Below are 18345 nucleotides of genomic sequence, written 5' to 3'. Positions count from 1 at the left end.
GCGCCTGTTTATTGGCTGTGTCTCTGTTTTTTATATTCCAGACATTTTTTCAGAAACGCCTCCGGCACCTTCTGGTTTCCATAATAATAAAGATGAGGAAAACCGGCCATCAGGGTGTCTGTTCCATGAATACAGTCCCACCCTCTGGTGCTTTCCGGCTTTTCTGCGCGGAAATCCTTTCCGCAGGTTTCTGAATCAAAATAATGAAATTCATGAGCAGGGATCCTGCCAAGGTCTTTTTCTCCCAGAACCGTCTTTTGCTGGCTCAGCATAATATACCCGAACCGGGAAAGCCTTGGTGTGCGGAATACTTTTCCCGGGATCACACCTGCCATTTTGCAGAATCGTCCTTCCATATCCTCCATTTCCTCATGAAGGTACATAAAGCCTCCGCACTCTGCCATACAGGGCATTCCTCCGTTTACGGCATCCCTGATCTCAGTTTTTATACACTGATTCTGTTCCAGCATTTTTCCGTTCAGCTCAGGATACCCCCCGTACAGAAGAAGTCCGTCCAGATTTTCAGGAAGCCTCTTATCATGTATGGGCGAAAACGGCACCAGCTCCGCTCCCATTTCTTTTAACAGGTTAAAATTGTCCTCATAAAAGAAACAAAAAGCCTCATCCTCTGCCACCCCGATCCTTACAGGCTGCTCAAGAGTATATTCTGCTGTAAGAGAAACCTCTTCCATCTCCGGCGCGCTTTCTGCAAGCTTCAGGATCCCGTCTATGTCCAGAGATTTTTCCAGCACTTCCGCAAGCTTCAGAAGTCTGCTCTTCAGCTGCGGAATCTCATTGGGAAGCACCAGTCCCAGATGCCGGCTTTCGATCACACAGTCCTCTGCCTTCGGCACATAGCCCAGAACAGAAATCCCAAGCTCCTGTTCCACCAGAGCTTTCATTCTGGGATAAAGCATAGGCGACATCTGATTAAAGATCACTGCCTTTATGCAGCTGTCCTTCCGGTATTCCAGAAAGCCCTTGATATAAGCTGCCAGAGAAACACTCATGCCTTTGCTGTTTACGATCAGGATCACGGGAGTACTGGTTGATCTTGCCAGGTCATAGGCGCTTGCCTTTGTGGTGGTTCCGCCTACGCCGTCATAATATCCCATAACTCCTTCCATCACAGAAATGTCACAGCCGGAAGCGTTTTTCTGAAAAATCCCTCTGGTGATTTTTTCTGATGTAAAAAAGGTATCCAGATTTCTTGATTTTGTTCCGATCACCCGGCTGTGAAACATGGGATCAATGTAATCCGGACCACATTTAAAGGAAGCTGTTTTCAGTCCCCGGTTTACAAAAGCCTGTAAAAGTCCGCAGGTGATCAGCGTTTTTCCGCTTCCGCTGGCTCCTGCTGCCAGAAGTATTCTCGGTATTTTCATGGATCGCGCCTCCTTTTATTTATGAGCCTGAATGGTGATCACATAAATCGGATTTTCTCCCATCATCATATGATAGCGTCCCACTGATTTTGACCGGGAAACTGCCAGCTGGACAACCTCTGTTTCCCAGGAAACAGAAGCATCCTCCCCTTCCAGTTCACGGATGCATTCCATTGCTTCGCCTACGGTTTCCAGAGTAATGCAGTTGATCACCATGCGAACCTGCGGATTTTTTTTCAGAAGAAGCCTTACAATTTCCTTCAGGTTTCCCGAAGAACCGCCGATAAACGCATGAGTAGGAGCAGGAAGCTCTTCCAGTGCCTCCGGCGCGGTTCCTGCAACGATCTCCATATGGTCAAGAGCAAACTTCTGTCTGTTTTCCTGAAGAAGCCCAAGAGCATCCTCTTTTTTCTCCACTGCATAAACGCTTCCCTCATAAGCTCTCAGCGCCATTTCCACGGAAACCGATCCTGTTCCTGCCCCTACGTCATAGCAGACAGAATCTTTTTTTAGCTTCAGCTTTCCGAGGGAAACCATACGGATCTCAGCTTTTGTCATAGGCGCCTTTCCTCTGATAAAAGCCTCATCCGGAAGTCCGTGAGTGGAAAGCAGAGGTTCCGCCTGATCATGATATGCGCACACTACACTCAGCGCATCCCCCTGATACTCTGTGAGCTCACAGGCTTTTTTTACAAAAATATTTTCGTTTTCATAGGACAGATTTTCTCCCACATAGAGAAGCACCTGTCCCATTCCGTAAGAGGTAAGCTTACGGGCAAGCTGCGCCGTTCCGTCAGCGGTTCCCAGAATGGCAAATACCTTTTTGTGATTTCGGATCAGGGACACAAGGTTGCAGGTTTTCCCATGAGCGCTGACAATCTTTGCATCCTCCCAGGAAAGATTGATCTTTGCCATAAAATACACCACTGAGGAGATCCCGCAGATCACCTCTGTATCCGGCCCCAGAAGGTCAAGAAGCTTTTTGGCTCCGCTGTAAAATCCCACATCGCCGGAAAGAGCAATGACAATCCTCTCGTATTCCGGATGTTCTGTAATATATCGTGCAATTTCATTGCTTCTGTACTCATAAAAAACATCCTGATGAGAAAGACGCACTGCATCTGCCATTCTTCTGGCCCCAATAATAAGATCTGCTTTTTCCACAGCCTCTTTTCCCTGAATGGTAAGGGTTTCCTGACTTCCCATGCCGATTCCCAGAAGGGTAACATGAGGCTGGTATGTAAAACCAAATTTTTCTGCCAGCATGCGTCTGCACTCTCCCGGAGAAATCCCCGTATCACCGGAAGGTCTTCCAATGATCACCGGAACTGCTCCGCAGGAAATGGCCGCCTGGATTTTTTCCGGGAAGCCCCCGGCTTTGCCGGAATCCTTTGTAACAAGATAACGGCAGTCATACTGTCTCAGCATTGCCCGGTTCATTTCCTCGGAAAAGGGTCCCTGCATGGCAATGAGATTTTTCCCCTCAAAGCCCAGCTCCCTGCAGGCTTCTATAACAGAAGGAAGGGACAGCACTCTTGCAAAAATCCGTTTCTGGTAGTCCGGAATTTCTGTAAATGCTTTCAGTTCCTTACTTCCTGTGGTAAGGAGAACGTTCCCCTCTGTTTCTTTCAGATACCGGACAGCAGCCTCTGTGCTTTCTACATAAACCGCCTGCTGATGCTCACTGTCGTTTCTCAGCACCCGTATGCAGGAAATTTCTGTATTGCTGCAGGCTGTACGGATATTCTCCGTCACCTCCGCCGCATAGGGATGAGTGGCATCCAGTACAAGCTGAGGCCTTTCCTTTTTTAAAAGCTCCTCCATCTCAGGCCGGGTAAGACGTCCGGCGCGCACATGAAGAAACTCACCCTCCTGAAGAGATTTTGCCCCGTATTCTGTGGCAACACAGCCAAGAACCGGGATCTGATGCTCCCCAAGGAAGCGGCAGAGTCCATAGCCCTCTGTCGTACCGGCAAACACAATGACTTTATACATTCCGATATCCTCTTGGAGTCACCATTTTTCCATTGATCACTTTTGTCTGGGAATTTCCCACAAACACAGTGGTAAACATATCTACCTTTGTATCACGAAGCTCTTTCAGTGTCATAAGATGGTATTCCTCGCCCTCTCTTCCGATCATGGAAACAGTACCGCACACGGTTTCCGGTGATTTGTACTGCATCATCAGATCACAGGCCTTCTGAAGATAATCGTGACGTTTTCTGCTGGAAGGATTATAGAGACAGATCACAAAATCTGCCTGAGAGGCTCCCAGAAGACGGGCCTCGATTTTTTCCCAGGGCGTCAGAAGATCGCTTAAGCTGATCAGACAGAAATCATGGATCAGCGGCGCGCCAAGGACTGCGGCTCCGCCAAGGGCAGCCGTTACTCCAGGGATAATTTCTAGCTCTACCTGAGGATATTTTACGCCAACCTCGTACATCAGGCCTGCCATTCCGTAAACTCCTGCATCTCCGCTGCAGATCATGGAAACCACTTTGCCCTTCACAGCCTCCTCAAAGGCAAGAACACAGCGGTCCACTTCTTTTTTCATGGGAGTGGTAAGAAACTCTTTATCCGGAAAAGTATCCTTTACAAGATCCACATAAACGGTATATCCGATAATGGCATCGCTGGCCTTTAACGCTTCCATGGCAATTCCTGTCATCTGATCGCAGCCTCCCGGCCCGATTCCAACTACATAAATTTTATTCAAAATGTACCTCCCATTCCCGGAGCGCCAAAGCAGTGGTAACACCGTCCCCTCCGGATTTTCTTTTTATCAGTTTCCCCTTTGCCGCACCCAGCACAGCGCTTCTTTCACAAACATTATCTGCGCCTGTTACAGATTTTACAAAGGCTGACGGGGTAAACTCCCCCTGCACCTTCATAAGCTCTTCACCCTCAAAGGTAAGAAAGGGGAGCTTTTTATTTTCTGCCAGAGCCAGAAGTCCCGGCTCATTTTTTTTGATGGAAATACTTGCAAGCCGCTCCACTGCCTGAGGAAAAATATCTCCCTGTTCCAGACAGATGTCCGCAGCTTTTTCAATTCCTTCCGGATCCTTGTTTTTACGGCATCCCATACCCAGGGTAACAGCCTTTGGGATCACCTGGACTGTGGATAAAAACGGAGTACAGGATTTGTGGACAGTAACTGCAATCCCAAGCCTTACCGGCTGTTCCCCGGCGCTTTCCTCTGTCAGAGCTTCTCTGCCGTAATTGGCCGTTTCCTGTTTTTTCATAACTTCTCCAGATGGTTTGCCTGTTTCCTGTTTTTCCGTAACCGCTCCAGGTGATTTGCCTGTTCTGTTCTTTTCATCCGGGCTTACAGGAACGCCTTTTCTGTCGCAGAGGATCAGCCCCTGAGGCAGCGTTCCCGTCCAGGGAAATTCACTGTAAAAGCCAACCTTTTCTCCTGCCAGAACCGCAGCAGATACCTCCTTTGCAGCTGTCATGTTCATAATATCGCAGCCGTTCTTTTTTGCAAAAATATCCACTGCAAAACGTTCATGAAGGTCGGTTGCAGTTGTTACCACCGCCTGGGCGTTGAGAATCTCTGACGCTGTAAGAGCAAGCTCATTTGCTCCCCCAAGGTGTCCGGATAAAAGAGAAATCACAAATTTTCCGCACTCGTCGATCACAAGCACTGCCGGATCTGATTTTTTTGACGCCACATACGGCGCAATGCTTCTCACTGCAATGCCGCAGGCTCCCACAAACAGGATCCCGTCATCGGCAGAAAAACGGCTTTCCGTCCATTTTAATACGGATTCCTGAATGGAATCCTTTAAATATTTACTTTTTGACGCAAGCAAAACCCTGTGTCCCTGTTTCTCAAATTCTGTTTTCAGCCGGATGGCTGTTTCCAGTCCGGTAAGACTGAAGCAGATTATGGAAAGCTTCATGTTTTTCTCCGTTTTATTTTGTGGCTTTTCTGAATTCTGTGGTAAATGAAGGATCGTATAATTTGGAGCGGTCGTAATCCGCTGCGTTTACCGCGTCTCCAATGATCATCAGAGCTGTTTTTGTAATATTGTTATCTGCTGCTGTTTTTGCCAGAGTTCCCACGGTACAGATAAATTTCTTTTCGTCCGGCCAGGTTGCCTTATAGACAATGGCAGCCGGAGTATCTTCCCGATAACCGCCCTCGATCAGTCTTCTTGACAGCTCTTCCAGCATTCCGGTGCTTAAAAAGATCACCATGGACGCCTGATGAGCCGCAAAGGACTGAATGCTTTCTTTGGACGGAACCGGAGTTCTTCCTTCCATCCTTGTAATGATCACGCTCTGAGAAATCTCGGGAAGTGTGTATTCCAGATTCAATGCGCTTGCCGCGCCGCAGAAAGAGCTGACGCCCGGGCAGGAATCATAGGCAATTCCTTTTTCATCCAGAATATCCATCTGCTCCCGGATCGCTCCGTAAATGCAGGGATCGCCTGTGTGGAGACGAACCGTTGTCTTACCTTCTTTTTCCGCCTTTTCCATAACAGAAATCACTTCTTCCAGCGTCATCTTTGCGCTGTTGTAAATGGTGCACACATCCTTACTGTATTCCAGAAGCTGGGGATTTACCAGAGAACCTGCGTAAATGATCACATCAGCCTCCTCCAGATACTGTTTTCCTCTCACTGTAATAAGGTCCGGCGCTCCCGGGCCTGCTCCAACAAAATGTATCATCTGTTTTCTCCTTTGGATATTTTTTTGATTAATTCTGCCGCGTGTTCTGTCTGTCCCAGATATCCGTATTCACTGGAAAAAATCACAGCGCCCAGAAGGATCTGGTCATAGGAACGGTGATCCAGATAAAACTGGATCCGGTCTGTGATCTCCTTCATGGTTTCTTTCAGGATCCTGTGCCTGTCCAGAACAGCAAGTGCCTCGTCTGTGGTATTGCAGTTCAGGATCTCCTTTGCGCAGCCAAGGTCAGCCCCCGCACGGATGGCCCCTGCTGCAAGAACCTCCATTCTCCCGTCCGCACTGTGAGAATGAGTGTTCATGATCCCTGCTGCAACTTTTACAAACTTGCCGATATGAGATACAAAAAGGATTCCCTTCACTCCCATATCCACAGCCATATCAATGGTTTCTCCCACATAATTGCTGCATTTGATATTTTTTTCAAAAGGAAGCGTCATATGCTCCCTTAAAAATTCCGCGCCGTAGTTTCCCGGAGTTGCCAGAATATATTCTTCTCCCATTGCCGCATGCTGGCTCATTTCTATTCGGATGCTGTCAATCAGCGCCCTTTCACTCATGGGCTCCACAATTCCTGTGGTTCCCAGAATAGAAATGCCTCCCACAATCCCAAGTCTGGGATTAAAGGTTTTTCCGGCAATTTTTTCTCCTTCAGGCACAGAAATGGTAATTTTCAGTCTGCCTTCATAATCAAATCTGTCTGCGGCCTCCTCCGCAGATCTGAGGATCATGGCTTTTGGAACCGGATTGATAGCAGCCTCGCCTACTGCCTGTTTCAGTCCCGGCTTTGTCACTCTTCCTACACCGACGCCTCCGTCAATGACAATCCGGGGCTCAATGGCTTCGCCGTCCAGCTTTTCCACCGTAGCATACACCAGAATCCCGTTTGTAGTATCCGGATCGTCTCCGGCATCCTTTTGAACAGCGCAGGTCACTGCGTTTTCTTCTTTCTGAATGTCAAGAAGTTCCAGATTCAGAAGAATTCCCTTTGGCGTCATGAGACTGATCTCACGGATCATTTTTCCTCCAAGAAGGATTTCTGCAGCGCCTTTTGCCGCTGCTGCCGCACAGGAACCCGTAGTATAACCAAAGCGGAGTTTTTTATTATTTTTTGTGATATAATAATCTTCCAGACCGGTTTTATGAGCCATAAATTTCCTCCTTATCAACGCTTTTCATTATATAATTTTGCGTGTAAAAAGTCAATTTTTCTGACAGCTTTCCGGGAATATGTTACTGCTGATAATGACAGTACATAAAGGGAATCGCAGCCCACAAACAAAAAGGATATACCCCCTTCGCCCGGGAATATATCCTCAATAACCGTTGTTGTTTTCTTTTATTGTAATTTTATTTCTTCTATTTTGCAGCGGTACTTTTTTGTTTCTTTATCATAGCCGATTCCCACCAGAAGAACCCTTCGAACTACTGCTCTTTGCTGGTCCAGTAATTTCCCAGATTATTGTTTGACAAAGACATGACAACGGAACGCGGATTATAAAGCCGCTCTCCTGATTTTGTGTGATAACCGTCATACCAGGTTTTCAGTCCCTGCCTTGTTATTTTTTCAGGACGGGTTTCCTGTTCACGGTAGCGTTCAAACAGCATATCCACTTCCTGTTCCGTAAAGCCAAAATACTCAGAAAATTTTTCTTCAGAGGCCATGGTAAACTCACTGAACATATTCAGTTCCGATCCGCTGCTGTACTTTGCAATGGGAAGAATCCCTGTCATATAGGCAAGCAGCACATAGGGTCTGTCCTTTAAAAGATTACGGAGAAATATAAGGAATTCCTTTTTGTCTGTCTGGCTGATAAAGCTCTGATGAAAAATAAAATCCCACTCATCCAGAACAAACACAAATCTGGCATCTTCTCTCTCAGCATACAATTCCAGAAGAGCCTCTGCCGCGCTGTCTGTATCCCCAATATCTGTTTCCGGATATTCCTTTTTTAAATCCCTTATCAGTCTTTTTTCAATTCTTCCTATATATTCATCATAGGAAGAGCATCTTCCTCCCAGTTCATTAAAGAAAATGTGAATCACCGAAAACTGATTCCTGTACTTTTCGTATTCCCTGGACTGCGCGATCTGTAAGGAGTCAAAAATATCCGCCGCATTGCAGGCTTTTGAGAAAAAAGCGGCGATCATATTGGCTGCTACTGTTTTTCCAAACCGTCTTGGCCGTGTAATACAGATATGGTTATTACCGGTTTCTACCATCGGGAACAATTCCTTTAGCATTCTGGATTTGTCTACAAAATAAGGCTTTTCTGTTTCACTTTTGTATAACGTATATGCGGTTTTACTGTTCAGATAAATACCCATAAGCCGCTCCCCTGCCTTTCCTTTGTCTGTTGTGTGTATTTTATCATGAATACACCTCTTACACAAGGCAGCTCAAAGATTTCAGCATATGATCCGCGGCATGTTTATTTCACAGTAACCCGCATCTTCCGGTCATTTAAAAAATTCCTGTCAGCTTACACACTGCAATTCCCACAGAAAAAACTGCAATTCCTGTTTTCAGAAGCTTCTGATTGATCCTGGATGCATTTTTGCTCCCAAAATATACGCCGATTCCATGAGTAAGAAGAGCGATCAGCAGAACCGGAAGAAGCTTTTTGATATCGCACTGGGCAAGATATCCTGTTACTGCCGGAATGCCGATAAAGACAGAGTTAAAAAGCGCCACTCCCACTGCGGTCCGTACCGAAATTCCCATAACCACCAGAAGCGGCATCACAAGTACCGGGCCTCCTGCCCCCGACATAGAGCAGATGGCTCCGGTCACTGCCCCGAGAAGTAAGGTTACAGGCAGATTGTTTTCAATGGAAAAGCCTTTTTTCTTTTTATCCTCAGGCTTTCCATCCTTTCTTACAAGAATGGAGATCCCGGAAAGAAGCACCACCAGATAAAGAATCACTTTTACCTGTTCCTCGGGAATGATCAGATTCAGCTTTACTCCCAGTATGGCTCCGATCAGACTTCCGATACTGAGCTTCAGCCCGAATTTTACATCAAGGTTTCCTGCCTTTTTATAATTCCAGGAGCCCAATGCGCCGGATACAATAAAAGCTGCAAAGCTCAGCGCCAGCCCCTCTGTAACGCTCATTCCCAGACCTGCAGTATAAAACATGGGAAGCAGAAAGCCGGCCACGCCGCAGAGGCCTACCAGCGCGCCTACCACAAGATTGGCAGCCGCTGTCATCAGCCAGATACCCATTACAGAACACCTGCCTTTTTCATATACTGGTTTGCCTCAAACAGGATTTTTTCCTCATCCAGAGTTTTTATCTCTCTGTTTTCCATAAGAATTTTTCCTCCTACGATCATCTCACTGACATCCCCTGCCTCTCCGCACTCAAACATAGTGTGAATAAGATTTCCACTGGGGATCAGCCGCGCTGTCTCCAGACAGATACCGATCATGTCAGCCTTACAGCCTTCCTCGATTCTTCCGCACTGTCCCATCTCATCTACAGCGGCTGCCCCGCCCTCGAACATCATTCGGAAAAGCAGCTCTGCAGGCATAACTTTTGGGTTATGTTTGGGAACACCATGGTAAATATTCATAAGAGAACGGAAGATCCTCATTTCATTCCACAGGCTTAAACCTCCGTGGGCTGCTCCGTCGCTTCCAAATCCCGGTATGATTCCCCGGTTTACCAGATCAGGCGTATCCGGAACTGCTTTTCCGCAGTTACTGAACGGACAGTGACAGATTTTTACCTTTTTTTCTCTGATAAGCTCCTTTTCTCCTTCCGAAAGGATCAGACTGTGAGCGCCCAGAAATCTTTCTGAGAGCACACCCTTTTTTTCAAGGTATTCATAAGGACGGATTCCTTCTCTTTTTATGATCCCGTCTACCTCTCCCTGATATTCGTTCATATGAGCCTGAAGCATTGTGTTTCTTTCCCCGGCATGAGAAGCAGCCAGCTCCACCAGCTCATCCGAGCAGGAGTTTAAAGCCCGGAGCGCATAATAAACCTTCAGGTTTCCTTTTCCATTCCAGGTATCATAAAGCCGGTCTGTCTCCTTTACCGCCTGCCGGGCATTCATGGCAATGCTTTCCGGAAGTCCGGCTTCATCCATTGTGGAAACAGAAAGACAGCCTCTCAGTCCGCTTTTTTCATAAACCTCTGCCGCCGCGTCCATATAATAGCTGCCTGCATCTACAAAGGAAGTGGTGCCGCACCGGATCATCTCCAGAGCTGCTGTTTTTGCGGAAAGTCTCATTTTTTCCGGTGTCAGGGTACTTTCAAAGGGAAGCATGACTCTTGTCCAGATAATCGGCTTTGCATCCAGAACCAGTCCTTTTAACAGCTGCTGACCTGTGTGCATGTGACTGTCTGTAAATCCGGGCATAAAAAGCTTTCCTTCTCCCCGGATCACCTTCTGCGCCTGAACCTCCTCTGTTCCTTTTTCTGATACAAAAAGGATCCTCTCCCCTTTTATCCCGATATCCATTCCTGTTTTTACTGTTTCATAATCAGTCATTACAACTGTATTTTTTATCAGAAGATCACATTTTATCATAAACATCTGCTCCTTTTAAATTGCGCCTGTAAGCTTCAGAATCAGGGAATCCCAGATACAGGAGCCAAGGAAGGTTCCTGTCATTACCAGAAGACCTACCAGAAGGATCTTCGGCCCCTGTTTCACAAAGGTTTTCAGCTGATCCCCGATAGCAAGTCCGGCATAGGCTCCCACCATGGTAAACGGCGCTGTAAAATTGATCTTTGCCGCAGCATCGATCACAAAAGTCCTTACCGGAGATAAAGGACAGGCGGCCAGAAGACCAATGATGGCACAGTAGGCAACAATGGGAAGCTTCAGAGGGATCACCTTTGTACAGACAACTGCAAGCATGGAAATAATTACCAGCACCGCCAGCCCGGGAAGGGACTCCATAAATCCCACGTCATATCCGATAAAGTTTGCAAGTCCGGTACCGCAGGCACCGATTACCAGAAGAAACAGCCATTCTATGTATCTCATATCCTCTTACTCCTTTCCTGCCTTCTTTTTGCGTCCAAAGTGACCAAGCTTTGGTTCCAGTATCTGATACAGTTTGTCGCAAAGGGGAATCGCAATAAACATGTTAATGTAAATTCCTGTTATTCCTGCCATGGTTTCTCCCACACTGGCAAGCGTTTTAATGGATTCTGCAAAATCAGGATACATGGCGCAGAGAGACGCGCTGGAGCTTGCCATCATGATTCCCGCACCCACACCTGATGCCAGTCCCATTGCCTCAGGATGAAAAAGTCCGGTCATTGCCACTGCAGATGCCAGGATTCCAAAATAAATGGTTCCCACCATTCCGCCGACAATATAAATAGAAAGACTTCCTCTTGCCTCAGCAGAATCTGCGCCGTAAATATTATTGATCAGCGCCATATGATACTCACGGTTAATGGAAAAGCAGGCTCCCACTGCCTCTCTTTTCATTCCCAGGAGAATGGCCACCGGCAGCGCCAGGAAAATCCCAAAAAGATTTCCGAAGCCATGGAGCAGAACTGCAGGACCGGCGCTTAAAATTGTTTCAATATTGGCTCCTGCTGTAATTCCAAGCTTTGCAATAAAGGGCGCAATTCCGACCACCACCAGCTTGGAAGCTGCTTTTACATGTTTGTTTTCTACGATTTTCAATACCTGAGGGCCGCTTACCACGCCCAGAATAATGGCATAAAAGATTGGGAATAAAATAAACATCCCTGTTCCCACTGGAATTTTGATCTGACCGATATTGTCTGCGATCAGAACAAAAAGAAATGCCAGAAGGTAGATTTTCCATTCTGTTCTGATTCTTTGTCCCAGTGACTCATAAGCAAAATTTTCTTTTTGTTTTTTCACGATTTCTCTTACCTCCCGTTCCGTTTTTTGTTATTTTTATCTTATCGAAAAGGGCTGACAGAAAAAAGGACATTTGAGGTGTTTTTGTGATTTATGAACAGTTTTTTAGAAAATGGGAAGAGGAAAACGGTAGAAACGCTCACATCTTTGTGCTATAATTTTTCTAACACACAGAGAGCGGCGAACTCCTGTTTACAGAGAAGATAATAAAATGATTTTTCATTATGCGTGAAAATCTTTATGCGCCATGCACTTTTACTGGTATTTATAGAAATATATTTTTTTACACTTCTATTACTTCTTTATGGAATATACGCAAAAGGAGAATGTTTATGACAGTGGAAGATCTGGAAAAAGAAATCCCCGGTCTTATAGAATACACAGAAACCATGCCTGAGGAAATACGAAAAAAGGCCTTTGTCAAGGTTTATCCTCCGGGAAAGCTGATTCACCAGAAGGACTGTGAGCTTCAGTTTTTCGGCATTGTTGCAAAAGGTGAAAACCGGGTCATTAATGAATTTGAAAATGGAAAAATCTATATGATCGAAACAAACCGGGCCATTGATTTTATCGGGGAGGTGACCATTCTGGCGGAAATGCCCCGCACTTCTGTTACCATAGAGGCTGTTACAGAGTGTACGGTGATCTATATTTCCCGAAGGGATGCAGAGACATGGATCCGGAACGACCAGCATATCCTCCGGCTGATGGCAAGAAGAACTGCCTTTAAGCTATACCGTTCCTCCTACAACAACGGCCTCAAGCTTTATTACCCTCCAACCTTTCTGCTGGCAGATTATCTGGTAAGAGCATATGAAGGTTCTCTTTCTGAACAGACAGATGCTGTCTTTCCGGAAAACGGTGCCTTTATTCTGCAGAAAATACGGGAACGCCTCAGCGAAGAGCTTGGCATGAATATCAAAACACTGGACCGCACCATCCGGTCCATGCAGAAAAACGGATATTTTAATCTGACAAAAGGGAAAATATCCTTCGGATATGAAGAATACATAAAAATGAAAGAATTTATTACTACAGCAAAGGGGTGATCAGAACCCCTTTGCTCTTTTTTTATCAATACAGAATAATCGGATATCCGCTTTCAATTGTATTGTAGATCAGCGCTGCCTGATCTGTGGGAAGGTTTACACACCCGTGGCTGCCTGCGCCGGTTTTATATCTGTTGCCGCCAAAAGAAGACTGCCAGGAAGCGTCATGAAGCCCCTGCCCGTAAACAAAAGGCATCCAGTAATTTACCTTTACATCATATCCGTAAACGTCACTGGTCAGATTAAAGGGGCTTGCCTTATAGGGGATGGGCCACGCTCCGCGGTAGGTTTCCCTGTCCGGTGTGGGAGCGCCGCTGACAATATCGGTTTCTGTTACCAGTGCTCCGTCCTTATAAAGCCACAGATGCTGATTGTCCAGACTGACTTCTATGTAGCTGCCTGCAAGATCGTCTTTTCCGTTTCTCTGAAGTCCCCGGATACTGTAAACAGGCTCTCTGGAAATGGCTGTTCCTGTTTTCAGATCTTCCAGAAGCTGTTTCAGCTCTGCCTCCTGATCAATGCGGAAGCCATACTCATTTCCGGATACGGTAATGTCGTTTCCGTAGGAGGTGCGGAAGGTACGGGGCACATAAATCGTATCATAATCTGCAGCCAGCTGCTGTACCCAGGCTTTTGCCGCAGCCTCATCAATGCTGATCTTTTCTCCTTCGATTTTGATCCAGGAACTGATCGCAGCAGAATCCAGAACCTCCGTTGCCGGGCCAAAGGTATAAGTAACTGTGGTGCTTCTGTATTTTTTCAGCTGACCGTTCAGCGAATCCAGCTTTTTCTGCAGTTCATCTGTCACTACGGTTTCCGGCTGAACATAAACAGAGGGGCCCATTTCTATTTTAATCTCACTGCCCAGAAGATCTTCCGGAAAAGTGGTATCAAGGATCTGATCTACATGGCTTATCAGCCGGCCTTCGTCAATCTGATCTCCCTGCACGTCCTTTACCATAACAAATTGCTGTTTCTGCTCTTCGTAGGAAATTGATGCGCTGACAGAAGCTGTTCTCTCTTTATTGTTAAAGTGAGAAGCAGAAAGCGCTGCTTTTTCCTTTTCCTGATCCTTCTGTATCTGATACCCGATACGGAAATTCACCGGCTGCGCTATGATCTGTCTTTCTGCATCTCTTTCCTGTTTAATAGCTGTCAGCTGGGCATTCAGAACATTTTCATCCAGAGAATACCCCAGTTCCTTCATGGACGTGCGGTAAACCTCTTTTCCGTCCTCATAAAAGGTCAGTTCCCTGCTGTTAAAAGCATCCATGATTTTTTTCTGAGCCTCATCTACAGTAAGTCCGGATACTTCCTGCTGATAGATCCGGATTTCCCGGCCCAGAGTATTTTTGTCAACCACATATATATAAATAAAAAATCCTGTTGTAATGGCAACTGCCGCAGTCAGGCATACGGCAAGAATAATCTTCAGTGTTTTCCTGCTCAGTCTGATTTTTTTGTTCATAATCCCTGTTCCTCTGCATCTTCTGTATTTAAAGCCTATGATTTCTTCCCGGCATTCTATTCCCTTCAGGACAGAATCTCCGGTTTTTATTATAGTATAACAGATACTACCTGTCTGTAATCTCTGATTTTACCCTGTCTGTCCCGTTTTTTTGGTACATATGCCAAAACGTCTTACGGGATGGCAAGCTGTAAACAATAAGTGTACAGAGCTTACATTACCTGTACGCCGCTTCTGAGTCTCACCAGCTTTTCACCCATAACCGGCTTCATCAGGGCAAAGGCCTCGTCTCCGGTACAATGTCCTGTATAAAAAACCGTCTCATACTCTGACAGCTCTTTTGCCGTTTCCAGGATCAGGCTTTTTTCTTCCTCTGTATATGGTGTTTTTTTCATCATGTGAAAGCCGCTGATCACCCTCGCAGGCATTCCGCCATAAATTTCCCGGTATCTGTCCAGTATATTTAAAATGCCGTTATGAGCGCAGCCGGAAACCAGAACCTGTTCCTTTCCCTCTTTTATGACCAGGCACTGTTCATGATCAAAGGTATCCTGCTGCTCTTTTCCATTGATTTTCCGGGTAAGCACCAGATTGCTTTGGGGAAAACACCGTCTCCCTGTAATGTTGGAAAAAAGCGAAACTTCCCCGTCCAGAACCCTGTCTCCCCGGATCATTTCCACCTGAGGCAAATCGGGGATCCGTCTGTCAATGCCGATATATCTTTCTCCGTGATAAAAATCCCCTGTGGCTTTTTGCTGCATATAGATTCTTGCATGACGATTCTTTTCTGTAAATGTAAGAATCCCGCCTGAATGATCATAATGACCGTGACTTAAAACCACCATATCAACAGAGCTGAGATCCACTCCCAGCTTTTCTGCATTCTCTGCAAAGGCTCCCGTAGCCCCTGTATCTGCCAGGATTTTATGTTTCTCAGTTTCTATATAAAGAGAAAGCCCATGTTCAAAAGCGCAGCCTTCTTCTCCCTGTGTATTTTCCATAAGAGTTATGATCTTCACAAGTTTTCCTCCCCTGATTTTTTTATCATTATACACTATTTTTTTTAAAGAAAACAGACAGACCACTGTAAAAATGATCTGCCTGTGTTTTATGTACTGCTGTTTTTCTGTTAAAGCCCCGGATTCAGGCTTTTTTCTTTTTTTCATAGTCTTTCAGAGCATCAATGGCTTTTTTGGACATTGGGAACAGAATAAAGATATTAAATAATGTCATAAGACCGACTCCCACATCTCCAAGGTCCCATACCACGGTATAGGCAGCCAGTCCTCCCACAAACAGCATTGCCAGGGCAACGATCTTGTAGGCGGTCTGAGAAAACCAGTTGTCGCCAAAAAGATACGCAACGTTTGATCTTGCATAGAACAGGATTCCCACAAAAGTGGAAAAACTGAACAGCCATAAAGTAATGGCAATAAATACTACTCCGAACGTACCAAGATGGTAGCGCATTGCCTCCTGGAGAAGATCCATTCCGGTAAGCCCCTGCGTGAGAGTTTCCGGTGTAAGAAGCATGATCATAGCCGTACAGCTGCAGATCAGAATGGTGTCAATAAACACTCCGAGAGCCTGTCCCAGACCTACCTTTGCCGGATGATCCGTCTCTGCTGTTGCAGCCGCGCAGGGGGCGGAACCGGAGCCTGCCTCATTGGAAAACAATCCTCTCTTGATACCATTCATAAGAACAGCGCCAAATCCGCCTGCCACAACCTGACGGAAACCAAAAGCCTCCTGGAAGATCCTTCCGATCACAGACGGGATCATGCGGAAATTGATCACGATCAGAAGAACAGTGATCAGAAGATAACAGCCTGCCATGATGGGAACCATAACATCCAGAACCTTTACGGTGGCATTTTTGCGAAGAACGATCACTGCTGCCAGAACCACCAGGGCAATGGTGCTGTATAAAGGCGGAATATGAAAGGCATTCTCAAATGCAGAGGATACGGAATTACTGATCACCTGGCTGATTCCGCACCAGCAGATCAGTCCGGAAATGGCAAACAGTACAGAAAGACCACAGTATCTTCTGACCTTGCCGCCTCTTTTTTCCTGAAGATATTTATGTATGTAATAGGACGGGCCTCCCCGGTATCCTCCGTACAGAGGATCCTTTTCTTTATAAAGCTGCGCCAGTGTTCCTTCGATAAATGCGGTCGAAGATCCGATGAGGGCTGTTACCCACATCCAGAACACAGCTCCGGCTCCGCCTGCAGAAATGGCTGCCACCACTCCCACCAGGTTTCCCATTCCCACTCGTGTGGCAGTAGAAACGATCAGGGACTGCATGACTGACAGAGAACCCTTTTCTTTTGTTTTTTTGCCTGTAACCGCTTTTACCATATCCGGAAACAGACGAACAGGAAGAAACCTTGTGCGTACCGTAAAATAAAGCCCGGCCGGTATCAGAATGATCACAAGAAGAGAAAGCGGAAGCGTTCCTCCTCCGGGCAGGGGCAGTACGATCAGATCTCCCCATAAAAAATTATAAACACTCTCAATTATTTTAACAATCCAGTCTCCCATAACCCCTCCATTTTTGTTGAATAGTCATATGATCCAGTATATAATAAATTACATAATTTGAGAAATTGATAGTTTTAATAAAAAGTATTGAAATTTTTGATAATAACACAGGAGGTTTTTATGGAAATCAGAAATCTTGAAAGTTTTATTCAGGTGGCAGAGCTTGGCAGCTTTACAAAGGCTGCAGAAAGTCTGGGCTACACCCAGTCCTCAGTATCCACTCAGATCCGTCAGCTGGAAAAAGAGCTTGGCATCCCTTTATTTGAACGGATCAACCACAGAGTCCGGCTTACAGAAAAAGGAAAAGAGATCCTGAATCTTACCCATGAGCTTTTCCGCACGGCAGAGGCCATAAAAAAAACAGCGGACAATCCTCTGACCCTTTCCGGCCACATCCGAATTGCCACTGCTCCTTCTTTATGTCACTGGCTGTTCCAGAATAATTTTGAACAGTTCCACCGGCATTTCCCTGATATCTCCCTGGAGGTCATCAGCACCAGCACAGAAGAAATGTTCCGGCTTTTAAGCCAGAATGAAATTGATCTTGTGTACACTCTGGATCACCATATCTATGACAGAAACTATGTGATTGCCTATGAGGCTCCTGTTTCCTGCCATTTTTTCTGTTCTTCAGCTCATCCTCTGGCATCCCGGGAATCTGTTCCTGTAAAGCAGCTGATCCATGAATCCTTTATCCTTACAGAAAGGAATACCAGCTATCAGAAGCTTCTGGATCAGCACCTGACCAGTCTTTCTCTGGAGATCACTCCTTTTCTGGAGCTCAGCGATACCAGCCTGATCACACAGATGCTGCAAAAAGGGTTGGAAGTCTCTTTTCTGCCGGATTATGTGGCAGAAACAGCTGTTCAGGAAAAAAAGCTCGCCCGTATTCCCGTGCCGGATCTGAATATCGAAATCTGGAAACAGATCCTTTACCACAAAAACAAGTGGATTTCGCCGGAAATACAGGCGGTTATTGATTACATGGGAAGGGAGGTCTTTCAGTAAGACTTATCCGATCTCATACCATTTGATTTCATTTGCTTCCATGTGAAGATCAAAGCTGCTGCCGTCTCCGCGGAAAACAGTAGTATCCTGAGGCTCATAAGTGTTATTAACCACACAATATTTGCCATTTTTCACATAGGCGTGAACCTCTACGTTGTAGTTGGTGGAATACCAGCAGTTCAGCTCTTCCTCTGCAGATGCGGACCAGAGCACTGCGCGGTAAAGCACACGGCTGTTCTCAAAGCTGTACGGCAGACCGCTGATGTAAACGCCACGTCCCTTTCCAAAGGTATTTACTGCCATCTGTACTTCTTTGTCCTTCTGGATCAGG

The 18345-nt window shown here is 46.1% G+C and carries 17 protein-coding genes; 2 read left to right on the top strand and 15 right to left on the bottom strand.

Annotation, left to right across the window (positions count from 1 at the left end; all coding sequences use genetic code 11):
• Window positions 1-8 precede the first annotated feature (8 nt).
• The 11 genes from QVP40_RS02845 to QVP40_RS02795 form a co-directional block, all read right to left on the bottom strand.
• Window positions 9-1385 carry a cobyrinate a,c-diamide synthase gene (locus tag QVP40_RS02845; protein ID WP_022066994.1) on the bottom strand — a complete coding sequence of 459 codons (1377 nt, stop codon included), beginning with the start codon at window positions 1383-1385 and terminating at the stop codon, window positions 9-11.
• Between the two features lie 15 nt (window positions 1386-1400).
• A complete protein-coding gene (locus QVP40_RS02840) occupies window positions 1401-3380 on the bottom strand; it encodes a bifunctional cobalt-precorrin-7 (C(5))-methyltransferase/cobalt-precorrin-6B (C(15))-methyltransferase (RefSeq protein ID WP_022066993.1) in 1980 nt (659 codons plus the stop codon).
• Window positions 3373-4104 carry a precorrin-3B C(17)-methyltransferase gene (cobJ, locus tag QVP40_RS02835; RefSeq protein ID WP_022066992.1) on the bottom strand — a complete coding sequence of 244 codons (732 nt, stop codon included), beginning with the start codon at window positions 4102-4104 and terminating at the stop codon, window positions 3373-3375. Before cobJ ends, QVP40_RS02840 begins: the two co-directional genes overlap by 8 nt.
• Complete coding sequence (locus QVP40_RS02830; protein ID WP_022066991.1) at window positions 4097-5293, bottom strand: cobalt-precorrin 5A hydrolase; 1197 nt, start codon at window positions 5291-5293, stop codon at window positions 4097-4099. Before QVP40_RS02830 ends, cobJ begins: the two co-directional genes overlap by 8 nt.
• Before the next feature lie 13 nt (window positions 5294-5306).
• The gene (gene cobM, locus QVP40_RS02825) at window positions 5307-6065 is read right to left on the bottom strand and encodes a precorrin-4 C(11)-methyltransferase (protein ID WP_022066990.1); all 759 of its coding nucleotides are present in this window, start codon (window positions 6063-6065) and stop codon (window positions 5307-5309) included.
• Window positions 6062-7234 carry a cobalt-precorrin-5B (C(1))-methyltransferase CbiD gene (gene cbiD / locus QVP40_RS02820; RefSeq protein ID WP_022066989.1) on the bottom strand — a complete coding sequence of 391 codons (1173 nt, stop codon included), beginning with the start codon at window positions 7232-7234 and terminating at the stop codon, window positions 6062-6064. Before cbiD ends, cobM begins: the two co-directional genes overlap by 4 nt.
• A gap of 274 nt (window positions 7235-7508) precedes the next feature.
• Entirely contained in the window at window positions 7509-8411 is a 903-nt protein-coding gene (locus QVP40_RS02815) for an AAA family ATPase (RefSeq protein ID WP_022066988.1), read from the bottom strand.
• A gap of 136 nt (window positions 8412-8547) precedes the next feature.
• Window positions 8548-9309, bottom strand: coding sequence for a sulfite exporter TauE/SafE family protein (locus QVP40_RS02810; protein ID WP_022066987.1), 762 nt, complete (start codon window positions 9307-9309; stop codon window positions 8548-8550).
• Window positions 9309-10622 (bottom strand): amidohydrolase family protein, encoded by a 1314-nt coding sequence (locus tag QVP40_RS02805; RefSeq protein ID WP_022066986.1) that lies wholly within the window; start codon window positions 10620-10622, stop codon window positions 9309-9311. The genes QVP40_RS02810 and QVP40_RS02805 overlap by 1 nt, the downstream gene beginning before the upstream one ends.
• Window positions 10623-10637: 15 nt before the next feature.
• Window positions 10638-11084, bottom strand: a complete 447-nt coding sequence (locus tag QVP40_RS02800; protein WP_022066985.1) for a hypothetical protein — start codon at window positions 11082-11084, stop codon at window positions 10638-10640.
• Between the two features lie 6 nt (window positions 11085-11090).
• The gene (locus tag QVP40_RS02795) at window positions 11091-11945 is read right to left on the bottom strand and encodes a DUF3100 domain-containing protein (protein WP_442852279.1); all 855 of its coding nucleotides are present in this window, start codon (window positions 11943-11945) and stop codon (window positions 11091-11093) included.
• Between the two features lie 329 nt (window positions 11946-12274).
• On the opposite strand from QVP40_RS02795, the gene QVP40_RS02790 reads away from it, so the two are divergent.
• A complete protein-coding gene (locus QVP40_RS02790) occupies window positions 12275-12991 on the top strand; it encodes a Crp/Fnr family transcriptional regulator (protein ID WP_022066983.1) in 717 nt (238 codons plus the stop codon).
• A 25-nt stretch (window positions 12992-13016) separates the two neighbouring features.
• Here the strand turns inward: QVP40_RS02790 and QVP40_RS02785 are convergent, their stop codons facing one another.
• The 3 genes from QVP40_RS02785 to QVP40_RS02775 form a co-directional block, all read right to left on the bottom strand.
• On the bottom strand, window positions 13017-14459 hold the full coding sequence (locus QVP40_RS02785; protein ID WP_022066982.1) for a L,D-transpeptidase family protein: 1443 nt from the start codon (window positions 14457-14459) through the stop codon (window positions 13017-13019).
• A 212-nt stretch (window positions 14460-14671) separates the two neighbouring features.
• Complete coding sequence (locus QVP40_RS02780) at window positions 14672-15478, bottom strand: MBL fold metallo-hydrolase (RefSeq protein WP_022066981.1); 807 nt, start codon at window positions 15476-15478, stop codon at window positions 14672-14674.
• 124 nt (window positions 15479-15602) lie between these two features.
• Window positions 15603-17006 (bottom strand): alanine/glycine:cation symporter family protein, encoded by a 1404-nt coding sequence (locus QVP40_RS02775; RefSeq protein ID WP_022066980.1) that lies wholly within the window; start codon window positions 17004-17006, stop codon window positions 15603-15605.
• A 120-nt stretch (window positions 17007-17126) separates the two neighbouring features.
• Here QVP40_RS02775 and QVP40_RS02770 point away from each other — a divergent pair, with 120 nt between their 5' ends.
• Complete coding sequence (locus QVP40_RS02770) at window positions 17127-18014, top strand: LysR family transcriptional regulator (protein WP_022066979.1); 888 nt, start codon at window positions 17127-17129, stop codon at window positions 18012-18014.
• A 3-nt stretch (window positions 18015-18017) separates the two neighbouring features.
• On the opposite strand, the gene QVP40_RS02765 is transcribed toward QVP40_RS02770, so the two are convergent.
• The coding region (locus tag QVP40_RS02765) for a 1,3-beta-galactosyl-N-acetylhexosamine phosphorylase C-terminal domain-containing protein (RefSeq protein ID WP_288200268.1) at window positions 18018-18345 on the bottom strand (328 nt) is incomplete at its 5' end.

The organism is Blautia sp. CAG:257 (assembly GCF_000433815.1).
GTDB lineage: Bacteria > Bacillota > Clostridia > Lachnospirales > Lachnospiraceae > Blautia_A > Blautia_A caecimuris.
The sequence above is the reverse complement of the archived record's forward strand: the minus strand, read 5'-3'. Positions and strand labels throughout refer to the sequence as shown.

Bases quoted from the DNA above. Each gene is read 5' to 3' on its own strand.
- QVP40_RS02845 (WP_022066994.1), bottom strand. From the start codon at position 1,385: ATGAAAATACCGAGAATACTTCTGGCAGCAGGAGCCAGCGGAAGCGGA.
- QVP40_RS02840 (WP_022066993.1), bottom strand. From the start codon at position 3,380: ATGTATAAAGTCATTGTGTTTGCCGGTACGACAGAGGGCTATGGACTC.
- QVP40_RS02830 (WP_022066991.1), bottom strand. From the start codon at position 5,293: ATGAAGCTTTCCATAATCTGCTTCAGTCTTACCGGACTGGAAACAGCC.
- cobM (WP_022066990.1), bottom strand. From the start codon at position 6,065: ATGATACATTTTGTTGGAGCAGGCCCGGGAGCGCCGGACCTTATTACA.
- cbiD (WP_022066989.1), bottom strand. From the start codon at position 7,234: ATGGCTCATAAAACCGGTCTGGAAGATTATTATATCACAAAAAATAAT.
- QVP40_RS02815 (WP_022066988.1), bottom strand. From the start codon at position 8,411: ATGGGTATTTATCTGAACAGTAAAACCGCATATACGTTATACAAAAGT.
- QVP40_RS02810 (WP_022066987.1), bottom strand. From the start codon at position 9,309: ATGGGTATCTGGCTGATGACAGCGGCTGCCAATCTTGTGGTAGGCGCG.
- QVP40_RS02805 (WP_022066986.1), bottom strand. From the start codon at position 10,622: ATGATAAAATGTGATCTTCTGATAAAAAATACAGTTGTAATGACTGAT.
- QVP40_RS02800 (WP_022066985.1), bottom strand. From the start codon at position 11,084: ATGAGATACATAGAATGGCTGTTTCTTCTGGTAATCGGTGCCTGCGGT.
- QVP40_RS02790 (WP_022066983.1), top strand. From the start codon at position 12,275: ATGACAGTGGAAGATCTGGAAAAAGAAATCCCCGGTCTTATAGAATAC.
- QVP40_RS02785 (WP_022066982.1), bottom strand. From the start codon at position 14,459: ATGAACAAAAAAATCAGACTGAGCAGGAAAACACTGAAGATTATTCTT.
- QVP40_RS02775 (WP_022066980.1), bottom strand. From the start codon at position 17,006: ATGGGAGACTGGATTGTTAAAATAATTGAGAGTGTTTATAATTTTTTA.
- QVP40_RS02770 (WP_022066979.1), top strand. From the start codon at position 17,127: ATGGAAATCAGAAATCTTGAAAGTTTTATTCAGGTGGCAGAGCTTGGC.